We start from the raw sequence: 20717 nt of genomic DNA, 5'->3' as shown, positions 1-20717 counted from the left end.
GATATTTGTCTATGTAGTTGGTGGAGACTATCTGGATCGAACCAACGACCTCTTTCATTGCATGCAATCGCTTTGAATGATCATTTACATAGCCTAATCAACTATTCCATTCCTTGAAATTATTTGCCCATCTTTCATTACGCGCTCTTTCTTCTTCGTCGATCCTCTGTTGCCTTAGCTTGATTGTTCCCATCGCTCGTTCAGTTTCAACCTTTGTCAATAATTCTTCTGGTGAGATACTCAATACTTTATCCTTGTTAGAAGCATACCTACAAATGATTTTAGTCTTTGTTTTGTCAGCAACAGTTAGAGTTTCAGGTTTCATTGAATCCTCATCAGCTTTAAAGATAACTAGATCACCTAACTCAAACTTATTAACATTTCTGTTCTCAGGAGTCTTAAGGAGTGCTAGATACTTTTTAGATATATGAAGAATAACTAAAACCAACACTATCAAAATAGTCAAGAAAGCAATAACATAAGGAAGCTTAAGCTCAATAACAATTGTAGATATTTTCTTAATAAATGCCGTTCCAGAAGCAATTAGTAGGAGTATTATGCTGCTGACAATAGGTTTTGCATGATCTTTAAGAATATCCCAAACAGTATTGTGAATTCGCAAATTAAACCGGCATAACTTTTTCAAATTACAGCCGCAAAAACAAGGGTCATTTTCTAGAGTTTTTCACAATAATCCGGCAATACTGGCGCCGGTTTTTCACATTGTCACGGTATTCCGGCATCAGGTTTTTTCCATAAATAAGCAGCCAGGGTTCTCCTGACTGCTAAGAGGACTTGTCCATCAAACAAGATCACGGTATACTCCATCTATCACACTCGAATCCAGTAACTTACGCTCGGATGAAGGTGGAACCGGGTGCTATGAAAGTAAACCACCCAATCGGAATCCAGTTCGATTCGGCAGGGCAGAAAGGCGTCTCCTACCTTCATTTCAAAGGATTCTCCGCATTGCACGACTGCTGGACGGGAATAGGCGTCCCAGATTTCCCAGCATTCGAATCGCGTATTGTACAGAATGCGGCCTTCTCGACTTGTTTTTGCCGTCATCACATCCCGTACTCCCCAGCCGCGATGCGGATCAGATCGGCATCAATTTGTTCCGCCTTGCGCTGGAAACCGTGCAAAAGGGCACGGACGGCAAGGTTGTTCACTAGCCGCGGATATCCCTTGCTACTCACGGCGAGCGCCTCCATGGCGGCATCCATGAAAATCGGGTGTTTGGCACCCGCGAGGTTCATATGGTGGACGACATACTCTTTCACTTCGTCCTTGGTCAGCGGCTCTACCTGGTGGGACAGCAGGAGTCGCTGTGCCAGCGGGCGGTTGTGGTTGAGCGTGAGCCGGTCCCGAAGGAAAGGCAGGCCGCAGAGCAGTAGCAGAAACGGGTTCGACGAATCCATGTAAAAATTAAACAGTAGATTCAAATCGCTAAGGAACACATCCTTGGCCATTTGCATTTCATCGAGAATAAATACCGGTGTCACCTTTCGCTCCTGAAACGAGGTGGTGACGGCATGCTGAATTTGGAGAAACAGATCCACCTTGCGGGTTTTCGGTTCCTCCCCGAGCCCAAACGCGAGCCCTCGGTAAAAATCATTGACCGAACCGGTGGACAACGGGAAGTAGACGACTTTGTACAATGCTTTGTTCAGAGAATCGCTAAACACCCGCAGCGCGTAGGTTTTACCAGCTCCAGACTCGCCGACGATCATGCCCATGCCGCGAGTCTGCTTCAGGTAGGACAGACAAGCACTCGTCTCTTGAAACGAGCCGGATGGGTAGGCGTGCTCAGGCTTCACCTCCTTGGCGAACGGCTCGGAAGCAAGCGAATAGAAGGCTTTATACATCCGCAGCACCTCCCGCCGACTCTTGAAGCGCCTTGAATGAAAGCGCCGGACGGTCACGCTTCACATGAGCGTTGTCGGCAAACCGGACCACCTTCGCTTCCGCTACAGCCTTGCCTTCCTCGTATACATGGACGCTGCGCTCGTCATAGCGGATCTCCACCTTCTGCCCTGCAAACGTCTCCGGCACTTCGTAGAGCCGGTTCTCCAGGGAGAATGTGGCGTCATGTTTAACGGTCCGCTTGGCCCGCCGCAAAAAGATCGTATCCAGCATCGCTGGCTCGGAAACGGTTCGGACCTGCTCAATCTGAGACAGATACACCTCGATCGGCATTTTTCCCTCCAGTGATGCGTGTGGCTTGCGGTGGTAATCCGCTTCAAGCCACCTCCAGAACCGTTCGTTCAGCTCCTCGATGGAGGAGGCCGGTTCTGCCTCGAGCATCGTGTAAAACCGGGTCTTGCACGTAAGGAAGTATCTCTCAATTTTACCCTTACTTTGGGGACCAAAACTGCGAGTATGCAGAAGCTGGATACCCAAAGAAGCACAGGCGAATTGCAAAATATCCGAACGAAAGATCTTTCCATTATCGGTGTAGAGCATCTTCGGAATTCCGCGCCGAATCAGCGCTTCTTTCATCACGAGACGAAGTCCGTCAAACTTTTCCGTGGGAACGAACTGAGCGAAAGGCACCAGTCGTGAACAATCGTCAATGAACGCAAGCAGATATGTCCGGATCACTTTGCCGCCGATCCGAAGCCGCGGCCCTTCCGACATGTCCGTCTGCCAGAGCATATTGACCTTGTCATGCGCAAATCGCTTGCGTTCCGGTGCCTTGGTGGTCTCACCATGAAGTAAGCCGTGCAGATTCAGAAATCGGTGAACCGTGGAATACGACACACGTCCCGGCAGAATCTCGCCTTTGGTAATCAGATAGTCATAAAAGACCGTGATCGGCATTTCTGCATGCTGTTTGCGCAGCGCGAGTACGTGGTCTTGCTGATCGGGCATCAGCTTCCGGGATTGCCCGCGATCTGAACGCGTTCCCGGCTTTAAACCGTCAAAGCCTTTGCGGCGGTAGAAGAGCAGCCATTCCAGAATCGTTTTGGCGGCATATCGTTTCTCCCCGTAACAGGGTACATCGTGTTTCTTTGCCGACACCTCGGCCAAATACGTCGTACGATCCACTTGTTCATTTAACAGCGGAGCAATTAGGCCAAAGCGAAACAGAGCAATCTTTTCTCTCATTCCTTCATCCATCGGTTAATAGCCTCCTTGGTATAGGTGGGCTAGCCGGCTAACCGTTGTGGACAGTATAACCGCATGGCTATCGCGGAGGCGAGGAAAAAGGTGTGTGGAAACGTTATTCTGTTTTCGCAACCCGTGTGCCATGGTATAATGGTGCTGCCATAAAGCTGCTTATCCGATGACGCCACCACCTTCTGACGAAGGTCGCTTTCCCCAAAGCCTGGATCATCTGGACCATCTTTATGGCTTTTTCTTTGCGTATATTAGGCAGTATCTCCAGACAGCCTTCCTCTCGAATGAACAGTTCCATTTCCGTCAACTTCCCAAATACACGCTTTTCATAAAACCGCCGCAGTTGGCGCGTACATAAACAGCCACAAGTCATCCAGAACACGAGCAGAATGCGAAGAATGAAGTCCACCGTGTATTGAAAGTAGGGCAATAGGAACATCGGTAGAATGGAAACCGTCCTTCCGCAGTCCGGGCATAAGAGTCGGCAAATAGGGATGCGAAAGCTGCATTCCTCAGCGATGACGTTTCGTTCATAAAAACCGTGCCGTTGTAGTCGATTCTTCGCCCGACAAATCGGGCAGCATTCCATGATTGGGAAGTCATTGGCTTTTCCGAGGGTAGCATAACGAGGTAACTCGACTAGAAAATCATGGTAGTAGACCATTCAAAAACCCTCCGCTGTAATTTGCTAAAAGTTTAGCAAATTACAGCGGCATTAAAATACCGGAAAGCTGTTCCAATGTGAAAATGAGCGCCTGTTTCCTGCGGAAACAATGCGCTCATTCACAAGTATCCTTAAAAAAGTCAATTATTATCTTCATAGCTTTCTCTCCCACTTATTCTAACTGTTAATCATCCCACTTTCTATTTTTCCTACGTATAGAATTGGGAAGCATAACATCAATCTCGTCATCGCTAAAAGTTTGCTCTTCCTCTGTCTTTAACGCCCTCTGTGCCGCGGCGTAGCTCTTATAATCAGTTCTCGGTGATTGAGCGTAGATTTCTGCTGTTCTACTCTGTAACTCATCTCGTTTCGCCATTACTGCGCTATCATCCATTAGCTCAAAATCGGTTAAAAGGGAGACATATTCTTCACGTATTATCCAAAGTGCATCCGCTGCTTTTTGGTGACTTTGAGCTGTTTCGACTAAATCAAAATTCTTAGTATAGGCGTTTAAAATCAACAGGGAAATAGAGACCAACGCTCCTAAGATACCCGCAATCTTCTCATCTGCAATAATTGTAACGATGAAGCCGCCTGTAGTGAGGGCAGAGAGTACTATTTGCAATATTTTAATTTTTTCGTTTTTCGATAGCATTCTTTGGACAATTTTATTATGACACGTAAAAGTGTAAACGATTCGACCATACGCTTCTCTAATCTGGGACTCCAATTTATAACCTTGGCTAACTCGGGAACTTCGTTCCATATATTTTCCTCCACGTCAATTTCGCAGATGAGGTCTGATTCTTACTTTCATACTCAATAGCTAATAGGGCATTATCATGGGCTGTCGCCGCTTTATTCTGAAAGTTCTTGTCCTTCCATACATATCGGTTACTCCCCGGTGCCAGCCAATAATTCTGATCTTTATCAATATCCTTTAAATATTTAAAAAAGTCTCTGCTCATCCAGTCGTAATATAAGTACGACTTATCTTTATACTCCCAATCACCTATGAATTTGTATGCTAATGTGTCAATAAGAATACCACTCATGCCCACATCACAGTAATTTTTCCATGCTCGTGCCATGCGGCAAAGCCTCTTCAAGTTTTTGTTCGTACTATTGTTTCTTGAGTTCATAGCATCAATTTCTTTACGAGGGTCTGTCTGTCTCCAACTCCCCCCATTATTTGTGTCAGGATATGTATAGCTGTTATCATCATTTATGAAAGCTGGAACTATTTCAAAGCTATTACCGTCTGAAAAATTTATACCAACAACCTGACCATCGCCCTTAATATAAGAGTTACTATAGGTTTTCTGAAGAACTCCCTTAACCTCTTGTAACAAGGCGGATTGTCCATTACCACTATAATTATTAAACTTTTGGTACGTCGCATATGGTAGCTGTACGATTACATCGATATCACTTGTCCAAATCTCGGTTCCCCGACCGTAAGATCCAACATATAGACTGTGAGAAGTATCTGAAGTGCTGTTCCAGTAATCCTGATTTATACGCTTTGTAATCTGTTTATATCTTTGTTGTATAGTACTTACAGTTGAGTCACTCATTCTAAGATTCGAACAAAACTGACTAAAATACTCGCTTACGGACATGGTAACCCCTCCGGTTATAAGTTTATTGCATGTGCCAGTATAGTGTGCGATATCATGACTAGAAATAGTACAATTTACCTACTGATAATGATACACTCTTCTCCCTCTAAAATCCAGAAAATATTCCCATTTTCGACAAGCAAATGACTCCTGCAATCTGCAGGAGTCTCATTTCAATTAGTCTACTATGCCTTACATAATTACCTTCTCCCGCCTCTACTAAATTCCCGATATTCACACTCAACAGTCTTGACAGTCAGGTAAATGTGGCTTTAAATCAAGGCTGTCAATTTTCAAATAAGTTTGCCACTCACTCTCCTCCCCATCCAATCGCCGCAATCCCTTGCCCCACAAGGCTTCTCCGCCTTTCCCCCTCCTATTCCTCAATCCTAAGATGCAAAATAAGTTTGCCGCTGAAACCGGAGATCTACAGGGTAAAAGCCAGAAAAATCACCTGAAAACAGCAGAAAAAATGTAAAATAAGTTTGATGCTGAGGCCAGAGAAAAGACTGGGCAAACCTGGTATTAAAGAGTAATTGGATTGGGTAAACCGATTGGGAAGAGCATTCAAAAAGCATGAGAAGAGTGATTGGCAGAACCGATTGGAGATGCCTGAGCGAGAGGCTTTAGATGGACAAAAACGTAGGCGTGGCAAGGGTTATGGATTGGGGCAATGATTGGGATCGCCATCACCGGCACGAGACAAAAATGGAAAAATTGAGGGCAAGTGATCCCGCGGCGACAGATTGAATTATCGGTCTGGGAGATCGCTTGGGAAAAGAAAAAAGCCGAGCGAATACAGGGCAAATGCCTGAAATACGGTCGGCTCAGTGGCAAACTTATTTTGCTCGGTGGCAGACTTTAAGTGTTCAGTGGCAGACTAATTTGATTTTTCACAGATCTTTTCTATATGTTGACACTACGCACTCCACATGTGTTGTGCTGGGAATAGGAACATGGATCACTCCCCTCATTTAATGAAGGCTTTTTTTGATTCTGACTCTTCATCTGGGCTTGGACACTGCTCTTAAAGCCTGTTTTGTATATAAACGTTAGTTTGTACGGATTAGTGCTGCTATCATCACAATTTTCTCCAACCAGGACTTTATCGACAACACTTTCAAGTACGCTTCGATCAAACGTAGGCAGAACCGTATTCGACCGAAGCACTTGGCGAAAATGGGTTATCCTTTTCTCAACATCGACTTCATCTTGTGCAGCTTCTTCTAATTTCGCTCTTTCGTCAAACAGTTCGTTCAAGAGCGATTCAAGTTCTGCATACTTACGCTCATATGTTGGACGATCTATCTTGTCATCCAGATGCAAGTCGATCAAATTGCAACGCTTATTCTCAAGAGCCTGAATTTCGTTGATAATTTTAGTCAACTGTTTTTGGCTGTTCTGCTCGATCAGGACAGATTCCGCTCTTACTAAAAGCTCGTCCAACACATCTTTATGGTTGTCACAAACTAAATTGTACGTCTCAACAAAAGCACCTTCAACAATCTTTTCTTCAATCCCTTTGCTATGAGGACAATATTTCTTTCCCTTCTTCGTATTGGTTGAACATTGCCATATCGTCTTTTCATGCGTTGTCCCGCTGTTCCAGCTCCGCCGCGAAAAATGACCGCCGCAGAAAGCACATTCCAGCATGCTGCTGAAAGCAAACTTTCTGCTGTATTTTTCCCGTTTCCCGCCTGCTTCCAGTTTGCTGCGAATTTCCCCACGGCGGTGAAGCATGTCATGAGCCTTTTCAAAAACTTCCTCGGTGACAATCGGCTCGTGATGATTTTTGATATAATACTGATCTTCTTCTCCACGGTTATCAAGTCGTCGTTTAGAGATAGGGTCGAGCGTAAAGGTCTTTCCTTGAAGAACGTCGCCCTTATACTTCTCATTCTTAATGATACCTAAAACGCTTGTATCACACCATTCGATATTTCCGCGCTTTGTTTTGCGTTCCAGTTCAGTCAATTCCTTCGCAATCATATACGCGCCAATGCCCGAAATATAACGATCAAAAATGTAACGTACAATTTCAGCCTCATCTTCGTTAATCGTTATCCGCTTCGTAACAGGGTCGTAGTCATACCCAAGACAGCTTTGAAAGCCTACCAGTTCGCCGCGGCTCATCTTCATCTTTAGTCCTCTTTTGACGTTCGATGAGATATTTTCAACTTCTTGCTGCGCGACAGAACTCAAAATGGTGAGTAACAATTCACCGTCCATTGTAAGGGTATTGATATTTTCTTTTTCAAAAAAAACGGCAACATTTTTTTCTTTAAGCATCCGAACGTGCCTTAACGTATCTACTGTATTTCTTGCGAATCTCGATATGGACTTGGTTATGACCATATCAATCTTTCCATTCAAACAATCGGAAATTAACCGTTGAAAGTCATCGCGCTTCTTTACCTGTGTTCCCGTAATGGCTTCATCCGCATAGATGTCAGCCAACATCCAATCGCTGCGTTGATTAATCATTTCTGTATAATAGGAAACTTGCGATTTATAGCTGCTTAACTGCTCTTCGGTGTCTGTACTCACTCTAGCATAGGGAGCAACACGAAGGATTTCCGATTTTCCTCCAGTGCGATCTGACAGTTTTCGGTTTGCCTTAATGACTTCAACTGCAATAGACATGACGAGCTCCTCCTTTGATTCGCATTTATGACGCTTACAGCGTAATAAATTTTCGTTTGATTAACAAAGGTACGAATCAAGAGGTAAGATCAGATTGGATGTCATAGTCTCTCATAGTTTTGTTTTTTAATACATGAAACTCATGCTCGTTTATCAGCGACAAAGCTAACAATTGTCTCAGCATCGCGATTTGCATGCTATATCGAATTACCTTACGCTGCATAAACTAACCTCCCATACGTTTCACCTACGTTTCAAGAAACAGCGAAAAGCAGAGATGTGCTACAGCATCATGCACATCTCTGCACTCCGCCTCCGTTTTGGTTTCTCGCTTAAATATCCAATCCGATGAACGGTGGTGTCGCCGCTCTCATAGGATTCTCACCTCTCCCAGGATCGCTGGAAGCCGCCCCCATTGCGATAAGCTGTGGCTGGACGGAAGTATCATTATCCCTCCGCATGATCGTCGCCATAAATGGAACCACCATTTACAATTGCATGGAGAAATCGCTCGCTCTTCGCCATCATCTCCGCCAGCGTGTACTGGAAAAAGAATAGGCAAAGTGGTCATGGCGCACCTGCAAATTGGCTTACCTATATATAGGTGTGCGGGGAATGTACCGGATTAGAACGTATGAAATTTTCAAGGTGCAAGGAGGGCAACGAAACTTCTCCCTCTACTATCCATTTCATTTTTCATGTAAAATCGGACTCTCTGACAATAAATTATTTATTGGAACAAGGCAGTAGGGTTTGAAGTCGAGGGGCATCGTCAGTTTTACGAAGGATGACTGTTGCTTTCTGCATTAAGGGGGAGGGGGGGCAATATCGATGGAAAATGGATGGATTACGACGAAAGGTAAATTGCATGAATGAAATAGTCGTGTTATGATTAGGATAGAAAAAGGAGCCGGACGGCCATCCGACTCCCTGCACAACATTTTGGGTGGGAAACCTCCAAAGAAGTTAGAGAAAATAACCCGTTCCCTTGGCGCTAACCTGGGCGGGTTATTTTCGTTTTTTCAGATATGTGAGCAAGGCCAGCAAAAACATGCCTAGCATGATCACTTCTGTCAACGAAAATTGCATGAGCATCACCTCCACTCTGGAGGCGATACTTCCCCACCCAAGTCTGTTGTACTCGAATATTATACCAAAAGTTTGCGAGAGATTACTAGGATCGAGCCGATTTCTTAGTTTACGGTACTGTATCGATGCTGGAAATCGAAGCTTTCGCGCTAAAGGGAAGCAGGCGGAAAGCATGTCCCTTTAGGAGAACCAAAAGACCGCGAAAAGCCTTATAAAATCATGGGCTATGGCATTACCCATCACCTTTACCTAGTGCCACAAAGCGTCTCGAAAACGTGGACAAATCCCGCATAATGTCATAACTCCAACGTGGGTACTATTCATTAACCTACCATTTTGCTCGCAGCTCCAAAATAAGATCGCCAGAAACCACCTTTTATTAAAAGAAAAGAATGATATCCCTGATTACCAATCAAGGACATCATTCTGATAATACCCGTCAAGCACTAAGTTTTTGAAGTTGAGACAACCTGGCTTACTATTTCATCAAGTTCTTCAATTGAAATATAATATCCTTGTGCACGTTCAATCTCTGAGCTATTTTTATAAATTAAATCACCGTGCTTTTGCAAATGCTGTGCACCTGCTTCTTCAAGTATCATACGTGATGAATTCGCATCATTCACTCTCAGTGCGAGTCTTCCATTCAACTGCGACTTAATATTGGTAGGTACCAGATTGGCTGCTGGGCGTTGTGTACACAGTACTAAATGGATGCCTCTTTTTCTTCCAATTTGTGCGATACGCTTTACTGGTGTGAAGAAGGCCTCCTTATCCTTTTTCTTTTCAAGTTGGTCAGATAAGTCAGCGAATTCATCAATAACAACAACCATTGGAGCCAGCTTTTCCTCAAATTTCTGATTGTATTGAATAATATTTGCCACTCTGGCATCAGAAAGAAGCTTTTCTCTTCTTTCAAACTCCGTATATACTACATTTTTAATTACCTCGGTTGCCTCTTGGGCATCTGAAATGATTTTTCCTCCCACAAGGTGCGGTATCCCCTCAAAATGAACAAAATCCTCTAAGCCTGAGGAGGAAAGCACCAATTGCAGTTCTTTCTCAGTCGGATGAGTTTTTATAAGCGATGCAAGCATCGTGAATAAAAACACTGTTTTGCCAGATCCCGTGCTTCCGCCAATTAGAATATGAGGCATTTCCCCCAAATCCTTTATAATATCTCTTCCATCAGGAGTTCTTCCAATTGGAAAATACAGTTTCTCAGGTGATGTTGTCACAGGAAGCTTTTTTATAACCTCTGAATAAAGTACTTGCTCTCTTTGAAGGCGCGGAATATCCAATATAATCTCATCAGAATTATGGATTACTTGAATTAAAATTCCTGTTCGTTTCATTTCACGCCCTATATCCTCTAAATGATTTTCAACTGCCTGCAGACTCTGCCCTCTGGAAAGCTTGAAGTAAAGTCTGATTATACTCGGACCCACTACTGCCTTACTTGGATCACACTCTTTTAAATTTATATGATAATCAGAGCATGATCTTGTGAAATCTCGAGCAAGCTGCTCGATCTCCTCCTTAGAGACCATATCTACAGAAGCGTTTAAGGCAATTTCCTCTTTTTTCGTAGTTGTTAGTTCATTATATTCCTTTGAAGCAGCCGCCTCATTTATTCCAACAACTTCATTTGGTGGCTGACTGTATTCAATTGAAGCTACTTCTGGAGACTGTTGGACAATTTCATTTGTCTCATCCTCTCCTAAGACATCGTTATCAATTTCGATCTCTGGCTCAGGAGTGTCCTCCGAAGTTTCGTCAAAATCAATTTCCTTTGCTGAATTAGTAACCGAGGATGGACCACCGAAAATTTCTGCTTGAATCTCCTTGGCAGTAAGTTCAACAAATTCAACTGGGCAATCATCAAACTCTGGGTGTAGGGCATGTACGGTTTTCCCACCATTTGATTCACTGAGCTTAATATGGAGAAGCATACCTGACACAAAAATGTTTATATTACTTGTTTTCCCCGTACTAAAGGCTTTTTTCAGTACCTGACTCCATTGCTTTTGCCATTTACTATCATGAACATGTCTAAAGCACTCAGAAACTACCTGGTACTTAAGAACCTCTCTCCGGGCAGCTACAAACATGTTAAGAGTTTCTGTTTCGACCAAATTAAAAATTTCTTTCAGCATTCCGACAACTGAAGCAATCTGGTCCGCTGCATGTCCTGTTATTAGCTTAGCACCTGTGTGTTCATCGACGGAAAGCCTCGCATCTGGTGAGTCATCCCTTGTTTTCACCTCGATAGGCTGAACATATAATGAATTAGTACTTTCGTCATAGCGCAAGCCAATAAGATCAGCTCGTTCATTTCCAATACTGCTATCATTTAACCAAAGACGTGCATCTGGTGTATCCAATGAAGCCACCAACGAATTTGGATATTTTTTTGTATACCACGCGGCAGCAAAAACTGTACCTATAAGCCCTTTTTTCCTATTAATAATTGCTTGGGCGTCAGCTCCAGAGCGTGGGATGCTGATTAATCCCTCAGATGAAATATGACCAAACTGAGAAAGAATTTTGTTTAAAACCTCTTTATCTGGATAAAGATTATATTGTCGCAAAAGATTAAGGTACTGACCAATAATTCTGGAATCCTTGGCAGCCCAAATACTTACCATTCTTCTACCGTATTGCTTTTCTCCAATCGGAATTGTATTGCGCGGCAAGTAATTATTAGTAGTTCTGTCCGCAGCAATTAACCACTGTGTCTCCCCATTCTCAATAGTAGAAACGACACTGCTGATGTCCGCATCTGGATTATAGGTAGGCCTTGGATTTCTATTGGCTGTTACAATTTCGGCATGACGCATTACCTTATGATAGTCTCCGATCAAGCCCGAATCCATATCAGAGGAAGGGAAAATGTCTCCTCTATGGGTTATATCATCAAATTCATAATCATAGGTTACAACTAACGGATTAATATAAAGACTTTTTGTACTCGGGCCATATTCGATTGAATAGGCAGCTTGGTCGAAATAGAAGGCAAGATGCACCGGCTTTTTTTGCAGCTCCTGCTTCACATCATTTGACGAAGCTACATTTTTAATACTAATTGAAATTCTACCACTTTTAATCAAATTCCCAATTTCATAATCTTTGGATGAGTAGTCGAGCTTGGCAAGCTCACTATTACCATTTTGATTTCGTGTTAGATAAGCGAAATATACAATTCGCTCGCAGCCATTATTGTCAATAAACAATTTTAATGACTTTAAGATACTTGGCAAATCAGGAGCATCAACTGTACATATTCTAACTTCGCTTTTTGTGTAAGGGGCAAAGGCAACCCAACGCGACAGTATTTCTTCAACAGCTTGTGTGCCGTCATAACCTAGATAACGATTTGTTTTGTTTTCAAAGGTCGGAAGCATTTCAATGCTTCCAGAGCAAGGTAATTCGGTGCTAACAGAGTTTGTTATCATCTTATCTACTACCAAAAAATTCATTATCTGAGGCAATGATGAGAAAACCTCTGTTAAATTCTTAGCATCCTCCTCACTCATTTGCTCCCTGTTATTAGTTAGTTCCTTAAATACCTCATAATATCTCCACAAGTAGAGAGGATGCAGGGGCATGAGCATTCCCTTCCATTCTACTGGCGTTTTTATATACAGCACATCTAGCAGCAAAAGGGCTCTAGCTACAAAGTTACTTCCCTTTTGACTAATTTCATGCATTGAAAGCTCATTATTACAATAGGCACGAAGTAAGCTGGCCCAGCCCTCTACATATTTTTTCAAGGCTTCTTGAAGAGCGAGGTCCACACCAAAAGACAAAACCGGATAATACATAATTAAATCAATGTGATCAAGAAGGACCTTTCTCGATTCTATTATCGTATTAATAATTGGCATAAAGGGCTCTGCCGATTCCAGCTTCTTCTCGGAGAACTGATCATCAAATCTAGACATAAAAGAGAAGAGCGAGGAATTATCAAAGCTGGTCCTCGTATCAATGCTATTTGGAACAAAGGGAATAAAGCTTTCAGCCTCTGAAGCCACAACATCTCGTAAAACAATTTCAGAGGTTTCGAGGATCCCTCCCCAATTAGCTTCATTGCAGGCCATTCCGACAAGCTTTCGCAATGCAGTGTTATGCGCCTCGAAAACAATTTTTCGATCCTCGAAAATCCCCCCTATACTAGTATACGAGCTTTTGCCCTCATCGGGATTTTCATCAAAATGCTTCTTGAGCTCGCCAAAAAGCTCCGTTAGATCCTCAAGCTCTTCTTCGGTGGGCGTTACAATTGTATTTGTAATTAAGCCTTCAAGTTCTTTGCCATTAATAATAGGAGAATTGCTTTCCTCCCTAGGAGAGTTATCTCCCTCAGAGTTATCCATAATCTTATTTTCTGATTTTGTTGCTGCAAAAAGCTTTTGTACAATTTCAAAGCTTAATTGGCCCAGGGTGTCCTTACGACCGTACTTATAAAAGTTCTGTAGATGCTTATATGCCGTTTGGAGATTTTCCTTATCATCCTTGGTAGCCTTGACTAAGGAACGACTCAGTTTTTTTCTCGACTCCTCGCTCATTTGGCCAATCGCAACAATCAGTTCTCTGTTTCGCTGGAGCCGATCTGCAGGCTTAATACTCGTACTTAAAATATCATAGTCACATAAAAGACCTAATACCCACATATTCTTGGGAATGGCAGCATTTAAATCTGATTCAGCAGAAACAGCTTCAACAAAATCATAGAGTGTTTCATAAGAGTAATAAGAGGAGGTATCCAGCAATGCCCTCCAAAAATTAATTGTCGGTGTATTGGTTTCCTGCCCGATACAACTCTCAAGCAGGTGCTTCGAAAGGTCACGAGTTGAAACAAGGTCGAATTCTGCTAGGGAGTGCAGTTTATCACTGTCTGTCCTTACGAAGGTGATAATTGCCCCCGCCTTTTCAGGTTCACTTCTCCACATAACAGCCTTTTCTATTCTTGTTGCCACAACCAGATCGTTGGCTTCTATTTCTACTATATTTTCATAGCCAACTGCCGATACGAATAACTTTTTGTTAAGCGCCGCGGCAACGGCTGCAGCTATTGCATCAGGGACAATATCGTTAATACCTTTTACTAATATGCCAACCTTCGTCTCGGAGAGTCTATTTATTAGCAGTTCTATTAATAGCTCCTGCTTGGCTTTCATTAGGCAGTCCCTCCCAGTCTAATCTGTAATATCCCATCAGCCATTATTTCTGCAAAATTCATTGCTTCAAGGGTGTCCGCAAAACGATCAAAATTATGATTCAAGGAGTCCGAATCTGCTTGAAGAATACTACCAGATTCGTGCAGCTTTCTCATTTCAAAATCACTTCCTCCGATTAAAACGCCCATACGTTCCCACAGTCGCTCCCTCAGTTCAGCACCGGAAAGTGTTTCAGAAGGAGCCACACAAGCTCTAACTACCATCTCAAGTACATCCTGAGAAAGAGCAAATCGTTTGTTAACATGAAAATTAGTCGGTGGATACAAAATTCCTGACAAAATACCTATTGCTCTAAGGTAATTTACCGGGTGAGAGGAGGCCTGCAAGGCCAGCATATCGTATATAGTAGTACCAAATATTAGTCTAGCCTCATCCTCGTCAACCAATGCAGCATCACTCTTAGCCAACTCCCAAATACGGGCTAGCTCCTTTTCATCAGCCTTTGACTTTTTATTAGGCTCATACTCAGGAGTTTCTGAAGACAGCAACTCCTCCTTGCTAAATGCCTTCAATTCCTGTGCATATCCCCAAGCATAGAATCTTGATATAGAACGATGAACCTGCGTATATGACATGACAGAAGCACGAGCAATACTTGATTGACTATCATCTGAAAAGTCCAGTAGGAATGGTCGGATACTTTCCCCGCAATAAAATGCTTCGAGAAGCGACAAATAGCGAACGAGATTATATATACAGAAAAAATTAAAAAGCCTGAGTTGCGTGAGAGAATTAGAGTGTTGTTGAAAATGTGCTAGAAGACACTCCCCCGACACCCTTAGCTCCTTCAAAAATTTTTTTAATGCATCAGACTGTTGAGCAAAGGCCTCGATATCTACATGTCTGCTCTCCGCATACAACCGATCTGGCTCATCAATTAGTACCGGCGTAAAAAGAACTGTAATTGGATCATCGTTGTCCTCAAGCAATTTAGAAATATATAAGGACAACTCGGGACAGTACTCTTTAATAAGTCCACCTATGAATTCTCCCGCATCTTCATACATTGCAAAGCGAGTAATAAAGTATCTCGAGCCAGCGCTATATGAAACCATGCTATCATCGGTCCCTGAAAAAACTCCGTCATCAGCGGATAGTAGCTTTTGAAGTATATTTCTAAAGGAGGTTAATTCGTCAATCCGAATGTCCTCATCCTCAATAGCATCTATTTCCTTTAGAAAACTAAGCACCTTCTCAGGAGTATTTGCCGCCGGCGTTTTTCCCTTAGCGTTTGCCACATAAGAGAGCTTTTTAATTCCACTGGTATCTGCAGATTTCCCATATATAACACGGGTTGCTCCGCTAAAAATATGGACAGGCTTTACACTAGACCCATTTGGTTTGAACCCAACAAATCTCTTGTCCACAGTATCTCTTAGCTTCTTTAGATAAAGCTTTTCCATTTATGATCGGCCCCCTATTAATGCTTGCCACCGCTCTGAATGGACAGATATTTTCTACTGTCCCTATCAATCGTAACGTTAATTTCTTTTTTTCCTTGGACATCAAGAAGGGTAACTGCAATCTCGTCCTCTTCTTTAAGCCTATCGTTTGTTTGTAGCTGTTCTATAAACCGCCAAACCTTTTTTACGTTGTCATTTTCCATAAATAGAACAGGTACCCCTCTCTCTGCTTCTAATAGCAAGCAGTATAAAGAGAAATCAATTTTTAAATAAATCGATGGTGCATTTAGCTTTTCAAGTCTTAAATAGTTTTGTGTCATTTCAATTCCTTGGCTCATAAGCGAGTTGAGCTGCGGGCGACCAATGCAGAACTGCGAACCCGAAAGCCTACCTAAGGAGACAAGAATGCGACGAGAAGAGTTATTAAAGCGATGACCCAACCAGATCTCCAATTCTGTTCCTGGCTTAGCAAGTCCAAAAAAAGCATTTAATTTTCTTATCAGTTCTTTAATAATTCTCTTATTATCCTGTGCTAAAAAAGCTTGGAATTTTGATACGTCGTCGTCGCTAATGCTTAATAGTGCCTCACCGTGTGTATTAAAGAAGTAGAACTGCCGTTTTCTCAATTTGAATAATTCGACATTATTAACATCAATCGCTTCAGACGAGATTATTACCCCTTCTACCCAGGTCTCTTTATCTATACTATTTTGAAGCAGCCTTTCATCCCAAATAGGATGGGAGACTCGAGCAGGATCAAAGGACTGACGAACCGCATCAAATAGGGCTCCCTTACCGCTGTAGATCAGATTTACCAAATCAAATTCATTTTCACCGAAGGTAGCATGCATTTTTTCACAAGTCCGATTGCCAAACAGAAGATACGAAACAAATCCAAACAGCTCTCGTAAAGTAGCATGATGGCCTTGAAGTGCAACTCTAGTTAAAATTATTGAGAGTCTGTCCTGGAATAATGTATTTTTTAAAAGCTCTGCATTTCTTAACACCTCGCAGGACGAGGTAAACTGGCAAACACCACAGCCTTCAAAGTTGCTTTTATTTGTCAAATTATCAATGACTCGCTTAACAATACTTGGCGATAGAGCCTCACGTTTACTAAGATCAAATACAATGGACTCTTTAAATTCAAAGCTTTCATTATGAAAAACAGTAGAATTAATCATCTGCGCTTTTGCTTCGGCAATTGGCCTAAAATCTGCATATTCAAGAGAGAGAGAAAACAGAACGGCTGCATTTATCGCAATAACGAAAGGAACACCTGATTGCTTCGCTTCACTCCAATGCTCGAATATCTCTTCATTAGATAAGGTACTGGCATCAATTTCTATCCTTGGTGGCCTTGGAAGCCCAGATAGCTCTGGCAAAAGCATACGAATAATATGAGTCTTGCCATCTCCTGGATTACCAGTTAGAACTACATCCTTTCCCGAAGAAACAGCATCTATTATTGCAGCGTCAAGCTCGGTAACAACATGTATTTGGGAAAGATACTGGTTATCTATATTATCTGCATATGCACTGCTGCCGCGGTAAAAGCCATTAATGAAATTAAAGACGGATCGATCATTTTCCGGGTAGTGCATGATCAAAGCCTCCTTTAGCCTTTCAAATTTCCAATCTGATTGTTTTTTTATATCGGTACTGACTAAGAAGGCAGTTTTATCAAAGGCTCTTATCCGATCAAAGATGGGAGAATACCTCAAACGACTTAAAACCCACCTCTGCTGCCAATAGTTAATAATTTTCTTTGTTCCCGACATGTAATCCTCAATGTCAAAGCCGTAATTTGGTTTTTCCTCCAAGCCAAGAAGATATTCCTTAGTATTTTTTGCTAGTGCAGCTCCATAAACAATTCGTGACATAGCATGCTTTGAAAGCTCCTTTGCTTCATCTTGATTAGTTTCAAGTAATTCACGTATCGACATGTTCATTAGACGCATTTTGGGACTTGCACCTTCCCCAAAAACGTGATTGATACGTGTAAATCCAATATCACTCGTGGCCTCCGTTAAGCTCATAGTAGTAGCCTTGCTAATATGCATGGTTCCAAAGCCATAGGTCATACCTAACTTACGCCACTGGATGTCAAAATCCGATTCTAAAATCTCCTTAGGGACCTTTAATCTATTATATTGACTAGACCCAACATAATAGAGCGATGTCGTACCAACATAGACTAATTCAGCAGACCGCCGGACATCTTCACCCTTTAGACGACTTGCGATCTCACTCCTTCGTAAATCATATCGTTTATAATAGTCATGTATTACCTGAGGGGAAGTAGCCAAAAGGGCTACTAGCTTGCCTCCCAGAATTTCGTTGTACGGGGGGACTGCACCGCATATATTTAACTCCATCATACTTGAGCCAATATGCTTACCTTTTTGAGCAATTAATGCAGTTCGAATTGCTGAATAGCCAGTCTCACTTTCAGCAAAGGAAAGCCACATGTGCTCGAAATTCGAGCCAAGTACCAGATCGTTTAACTGCTTTTTTGATTGAAGCAGCCTAGATAATTGCTCAGCTCTTTTTCTAAGGTACAAAGCATTCTCAGTCTCTCGAGAAATACTACCTAATTCACTTTTTTCTTCTAATTCATTTCGTTTCTCACTCTGGGATAGCTTTAGTAAATACTGACGCTCCTCCTCAGCTGCAGCTGCTTTAAATTGTAACGCTTTTACAGTTTCCTCAGAAGGATTTAATATTTCTGCTTCCGAGCACAGATCCTGATAATCGATCCCTTGAATCCCTTCTTCTAAAAAAGACAGCAGCCTTTCAAACTCTCTATAAACATCCTTTAATTCTTTAAAGCTCCTAAGCTTTTTGGTAAAGGATTTTGGTGTCCAGCCAATATCATCATCCCTGCAGGTTATTTGCATTGCACAGTTTTCAAGTGACGCTATCCCCATAACAGCATGCATAGGATGAGCCGCATCTCGTATTAGGTATTGCATTGTACGTCCAGGTGTAGTCTCGGCTGGCGTTGACCAGGTTAACCTAAAATATCTCCAAATGTCCGAAAGCTTTAATCCCGTAAACGTATCTCTCTCATTTTCTTTTACGAGCTGTAAGTAAGGGCTAACGGCGTCCTCAATGGGAATTTTATGATTAAGTACATTCTGAAGCTTATCTGCCAAATAGCTTCCATCAGCTATTAAGCATGAAATATCCTTTTTTCCTGCCGCAGGTGCTTCCATTCGGGTAATGAAATCCGTATAAGAAAGAAGGCGCTCTAGTCGACTCTCTTGCATCCAACTTCGAAGTAAGCTTTTTATTTCAGGAGTGGAGGCATCTTGGATTTCATTTTGATCTAAATTGGGAAGGCGCATCTCCAGGACGCCCTCTCTGAAGCAAGCCTTCCACGAGGCTCGAATCAAATCTCTAAATAGTAACCAGACAGCACGATACTTTTTTCTTTGGGCCATATTAACCAAGCAATCATTCTCAACCCATGACACTTCATCGTCTACAATTTGCTCAATATTTGCTATGGAGGTATTATCATTAATTAAGGATACTGCATTATAAAATCTCATTCTGAACTGACCCTCGAGTTTAGGCCTGAAAGAAATTGTTCTATTCAACATTCAATAAGACCTCATTTCCCAAAATGCTATTCTCTAGATGACTGTCACGTTCTATAAAAAATCGAAGCTTCCGAGTTGCATTCAATCGATACGCTTCTAACCTCATGCCTAACTCAATGCACTTTTTAAGCCTAGAATTAAAATCCGCGGCGGACTCATCCAGTGTTAAATTATCTATACAAGATGAAAGCAATACCAAGCAATAGCGCACCTGGTAGCCCTTTAGCAATGCTTCTTCAAGCGCTTTAAGCTGCCTGATTGAGCGTTCCCCGTTAACTGACGGAAACCTCACTACTGCTTTATCTGAAAGTATACTTTTAACCTCTACTATTGTAGGTGGGACCGACACCACCAAATGATCTGATTTATAGCCCTCAAGTGTAAATTTTTCTTTTTGGATGGATATATTTGAAGAGTATTCTTTACGAATAACCTCTAGCAAGAGTGTGTTAGCTGCACTCAGATTAAGAACAACATAACCGTTCTCGTTCTTTACGGCATATAAGCTGTATTCTGTCCTTGTCCTAGACCCCTTGTTCTTTATTAATAAGACCTGCTTGCCAGTTAAATCAACAAAATTAGATAATCTTGCTGAGCTAGCAACATAACAAAGATGCTTTTCTTTTTTTATTTGGACTAGACATAAAAATCTATTCTTACATTCCTCAATGAAAATCCCTCTAACGAAATTGCTCATTAAAATCTCCTAATTTCATATGTATTAGTTATCGTCATCTGTAACTTCCATGATATCACCTATATCACAATTTAAGGCCCGACATACCTTAACAAGAACATCAGTTGTTACGTTCTCATTTCGACCGAGCTTTGCAAAGGTGCTTGCACTAATTCCCGACATTTCTCTCAAATGAGTTTTTTTTATGTCCTTATCAATTAGCAGCTTCCAAAGCCTTTTATAGCTAACGCCCATTTATTTATCAGCTCCAGAATAAAAAATCTCACAGGAATGCATTTCCCTTAAGTATAAGCTTAGATGCAGGTGTACACAATAAATAATTTCGAGATCTCAAACTTAAATATGAAATATCATAAGAAAAGAAGCTCATTTGCTCCTCTTAGTCCTGTTTATAAAACACTGTTTGTAAATAGAAAAATTAAGGTTGACACTTTTCCTTGTCTTGTGGATAATTGAGGAAATTGAATAATCGTCCGCTACAGCATCGCTGTAGGTGACAGAAATGTCACTTACCAGTCGGGGAGGCGCCAACGATGAGAAAAAAACTTCGAGGTATGATCCTTTAATTATACAGGAGTTTAATTCCACGCGTGTTACCGCCCTACTTTTAAATGTATGGGCGGTTTTTCAG

13 protein-coding genes are annotated in these 20717 nt (G+C 42.1%); all 13 read right to left on the bottom strand.

Going from position 1 to position 20717, the window contains the following annotated elements:
• Positions 1-97: 97 nt before the first annotated feature.
• Positions 98-646, bottom strand: a complete 549-nt coding sequence (locus tag SK3146_RS23440; protein ID WP_249861035.1) for a hypothetical protein — start codon at positions 644-646, stop codon at positions 98-100.
• Positions 647-831: 185 nt separating this feature from the next.
• The gene (locus SK3146_RS35325) at positions 832-1068 is read right to left on the bottom strand and encodes a DUF5348 domain-containing protein (protein ID WP_434006801.1); all 237 of its coding nucleotides are present in this window, start codon (positions 1066-1068) and stop codon (positions 832-834) included.
• Entirely contained in the window at positions 1068-1868 is an 801-nt protein-coding gene (locus SK3146_RS23435) for an ExeA family protein (RefSeq protein WP_249860330.1), read from the bottom strand. Before SK3146_RS23435 ends, SK3146_RS35325 begins: the two co-directional genes overlap by 1 nt.
• The gene (locus tag SK3146_RS23430) at positions 1861-3123 is read right to left on the bottom strand and encodes a DDE-type integrase/transposase/recombinase (protein WP_249860329.1); all 1263 of its coding nucleotides are present in this window, start codon (positions 3121-3123) and stop codon (positions 1861-1863) included. Before SK3146_RS23430 ends, SK3146_RS23435 begins: the two co-directional genes overlap by 8 nt.
• Positions 3124-3226: 103 nt before the next feature.
• A complete protein-coding gene (locus SK3146_RS23425) occupies positions 3227-3787 on the bottom strand; it encodes a DUF6431 domain-containing protein (protein WP_249860328.1) in 561 nt (186 codons plus the stop codon).
• Positions 3788-3971: 184 nt separating this feature from the next.
• Positions 3972-4553, bottom strand: a complete 582-nt coding sequence (locus tag SK3146_RS23420; RefSeq protein WP_249861034.1) for an SLATT domain-containing protein — start codon at positions 4551-4553, stop codon at positions 3972-3974.
• Positions 4531-5409: an SMODS domain-containing nucleotidyltransferase gene (locus SK3146_RS23415; protein WP_249861033.1), complete on the bottom strand. Its 879-nt coding sequence runs from the start codon at positions 5407-5409 to the stop codon at positions 4531-4533. The genes SK3146_RS23420 and SK3146_RS23415 overlap by 23 nt, the downstream gene beginning before the upstream one ends.
• Positions 5410-6315: 906 nt before the next feature.
• Positions 6316-8052, bottom strand: a complete 1737-nt coding sequence (locus SK3146_RS23410; protein ID WP_249861032.1) for a recombinase family protein — start codon at positions 8050-8052, stop codon at positions 6316-6318.
• 1535 nt (positions 8053-9587) lie between these two features.
• Positions 9588-14318 carry an FtsK/SpoIIIE domain-containing protein gene (locus SK3146_RS23400; RefSeq protein WP_249861030.1) on the bottom strand — a complete coding sequence of 1577 codons (4731 nt, stop codon included), beginning with the start codon at positions 14316-14318 and terminating at the stop codon, positions 9588-9590.
• Entirely contained in the window at positions 14318-15781 is a 1464-nt protein-coding gene (locus tag SK3146_RS23395) for a hypothetical protein (RefSeq protein ID WP_249861029.1), read from the bottom strand. The genes SK3146_RS23400 and SK3146_RS23395 overlap by 1 nt, the downstream gene beginning before the upstream one ends.
• A 17-nt stretch (positions 15782-15798) precedes the next feature.
• Positions 15799-19338 (bottom strand): Druantia anti-phage system protein DruA, encoded by a 3540-nt coding sequence (locus SK3146_RS23390; RefSeq protein WP_249861028.1) that lies wholly within the window; start codon positions 19336-19338, stop codon positions 15799-15801.
• A 40-nt stretch (positions 19339-19378) separates the two neighbouring features.
• Complete coding sequence (locus SK3146_RS23385) at positions 19379-20086, bottom strand: DNA/RNA nuclease SfsA (RefSeq protein ID WP_249861027.1); 708 nt, start codon at positions 20084-20086, stop codon at positions 19379-19381.
• Between the two features lie 24 nt (positions 20087-20110).
• On the bottom strand, positions 20111-20320 hold the full coding sequence (locus SK3146_RS23380) for a helix-turn-helix domain-containing protein (RefSeq protein WP_227880870.1): 210 nt from the start codon (positions 20318-20320) through the stop codon (positions 20111-20113).
• Positions 20321-20717: the final 397 nt, after the last annotated feature.

Source organism: Paenibacillus konkukensis, assembly GCF_023523925.1.
In the GTDB taxonomy this organism is placed as follows: Bacteria; Bacillota; Bacilli; order Paenibacillales; family NBRC-103111; genus Paenibacillus_S; species Paenibacillus_S doosanensis.
The sequence above is the reverse complement of the archived record's forward strand: the minus strand, read 5'-3'. Positions and strand labels throughout refer to the sequence as shown.

Excerpts from the sequence above, each read along its gene's own strand:
- SK3146_RS23390 (WP_249861028.1), bottom strand. The coding sequence starts at position 19,338 with ATGAGATTTTATAATGCAGTATCCTTAATTAATGATAATACCTCCATA.
- SK3146_RS23380 (WP_227880870.1), bottom strand. The coding sequence starts at position 20,320 with ATGGGCGTTAGCTATAAAAGGCTTTGGAAGCTGCTAATTGATAAGGAC.
- SK3146_RS23430 (WP_249860329.1), bottom strand. The coding sequence starts at position 3,123 with ATGGATGAAGGAATGAGAGAAAAGATTGCTCTGTTTCGCTTTGGCCTA.
- SK3146_RS23400 (WP_249861030.1), bottom strand. The coding sequence starts at position 14,318 with ATGAAAGCCAAGCAGGAGCTATTAATAGAACTGCTAATAAATAGACTC.
- SK3146_RS23425 (WP_249860328.1), bottom strand. The coding sequence starts at position 3,787 with ATGGTCTACTACCATGATTTTCTAGTCGAGTTACCTCGTTATGCTACC.
- SK3146_RS23385 (WP_249861027.1), bottom strand. The coding sequence starts at position 20,086 with ATGAGCAATTTCGTTAGAGGGATTTTCATTGAGGAATGTAAGAATAGA.
- SK3146_RS23435 (WP_249860330.1), bottom strand. The coding sequence starts at position 1,868 with ATGTATAAAGCCTTCTATTCGCTTGCTTCCGAGCCGTTCGCCAAGGAG.
- SK3146_RS23410 (WP_249861032.1), bottom strand. The coding sequence starts at position 8,052 with ATGTCTATTGCAGTTGAAGTCATTAAGGCAAACCGAAAACTGTCAGAT.
- SK3146_RS35325 (WP_434006801.1), bottom strand. The coding sequence starts at position 1,068 with ATGACGGCAAAAACAAGTCGAGAAGGCCGCATTCTGTACAATACGCGA.
- SK3146_RS23420 (WP_249861034.1), bottom strand. The coding sequence starts at position 4,553 with ATGGAACGAAGTTCCCGAGTTAGCCAAGGTTATAAATTGGAGTCCCAG.
- SK3146_RS23395 (WP_249861029.1), bottom strand. The coding sequence starts at position 15,781 with ATGGAAAAGCTTTATCTAAAGAAGCTAAGAGATACTGTGGACAAGAGA.
- SK3146_RS23415 (WP_249861033.1), bottom strand. The coding sequence starts at position 5,409 with ATGTCCGTAAGCGAGTATTTTAGTCAGTTTTGTTCGAATCTTAGAATG.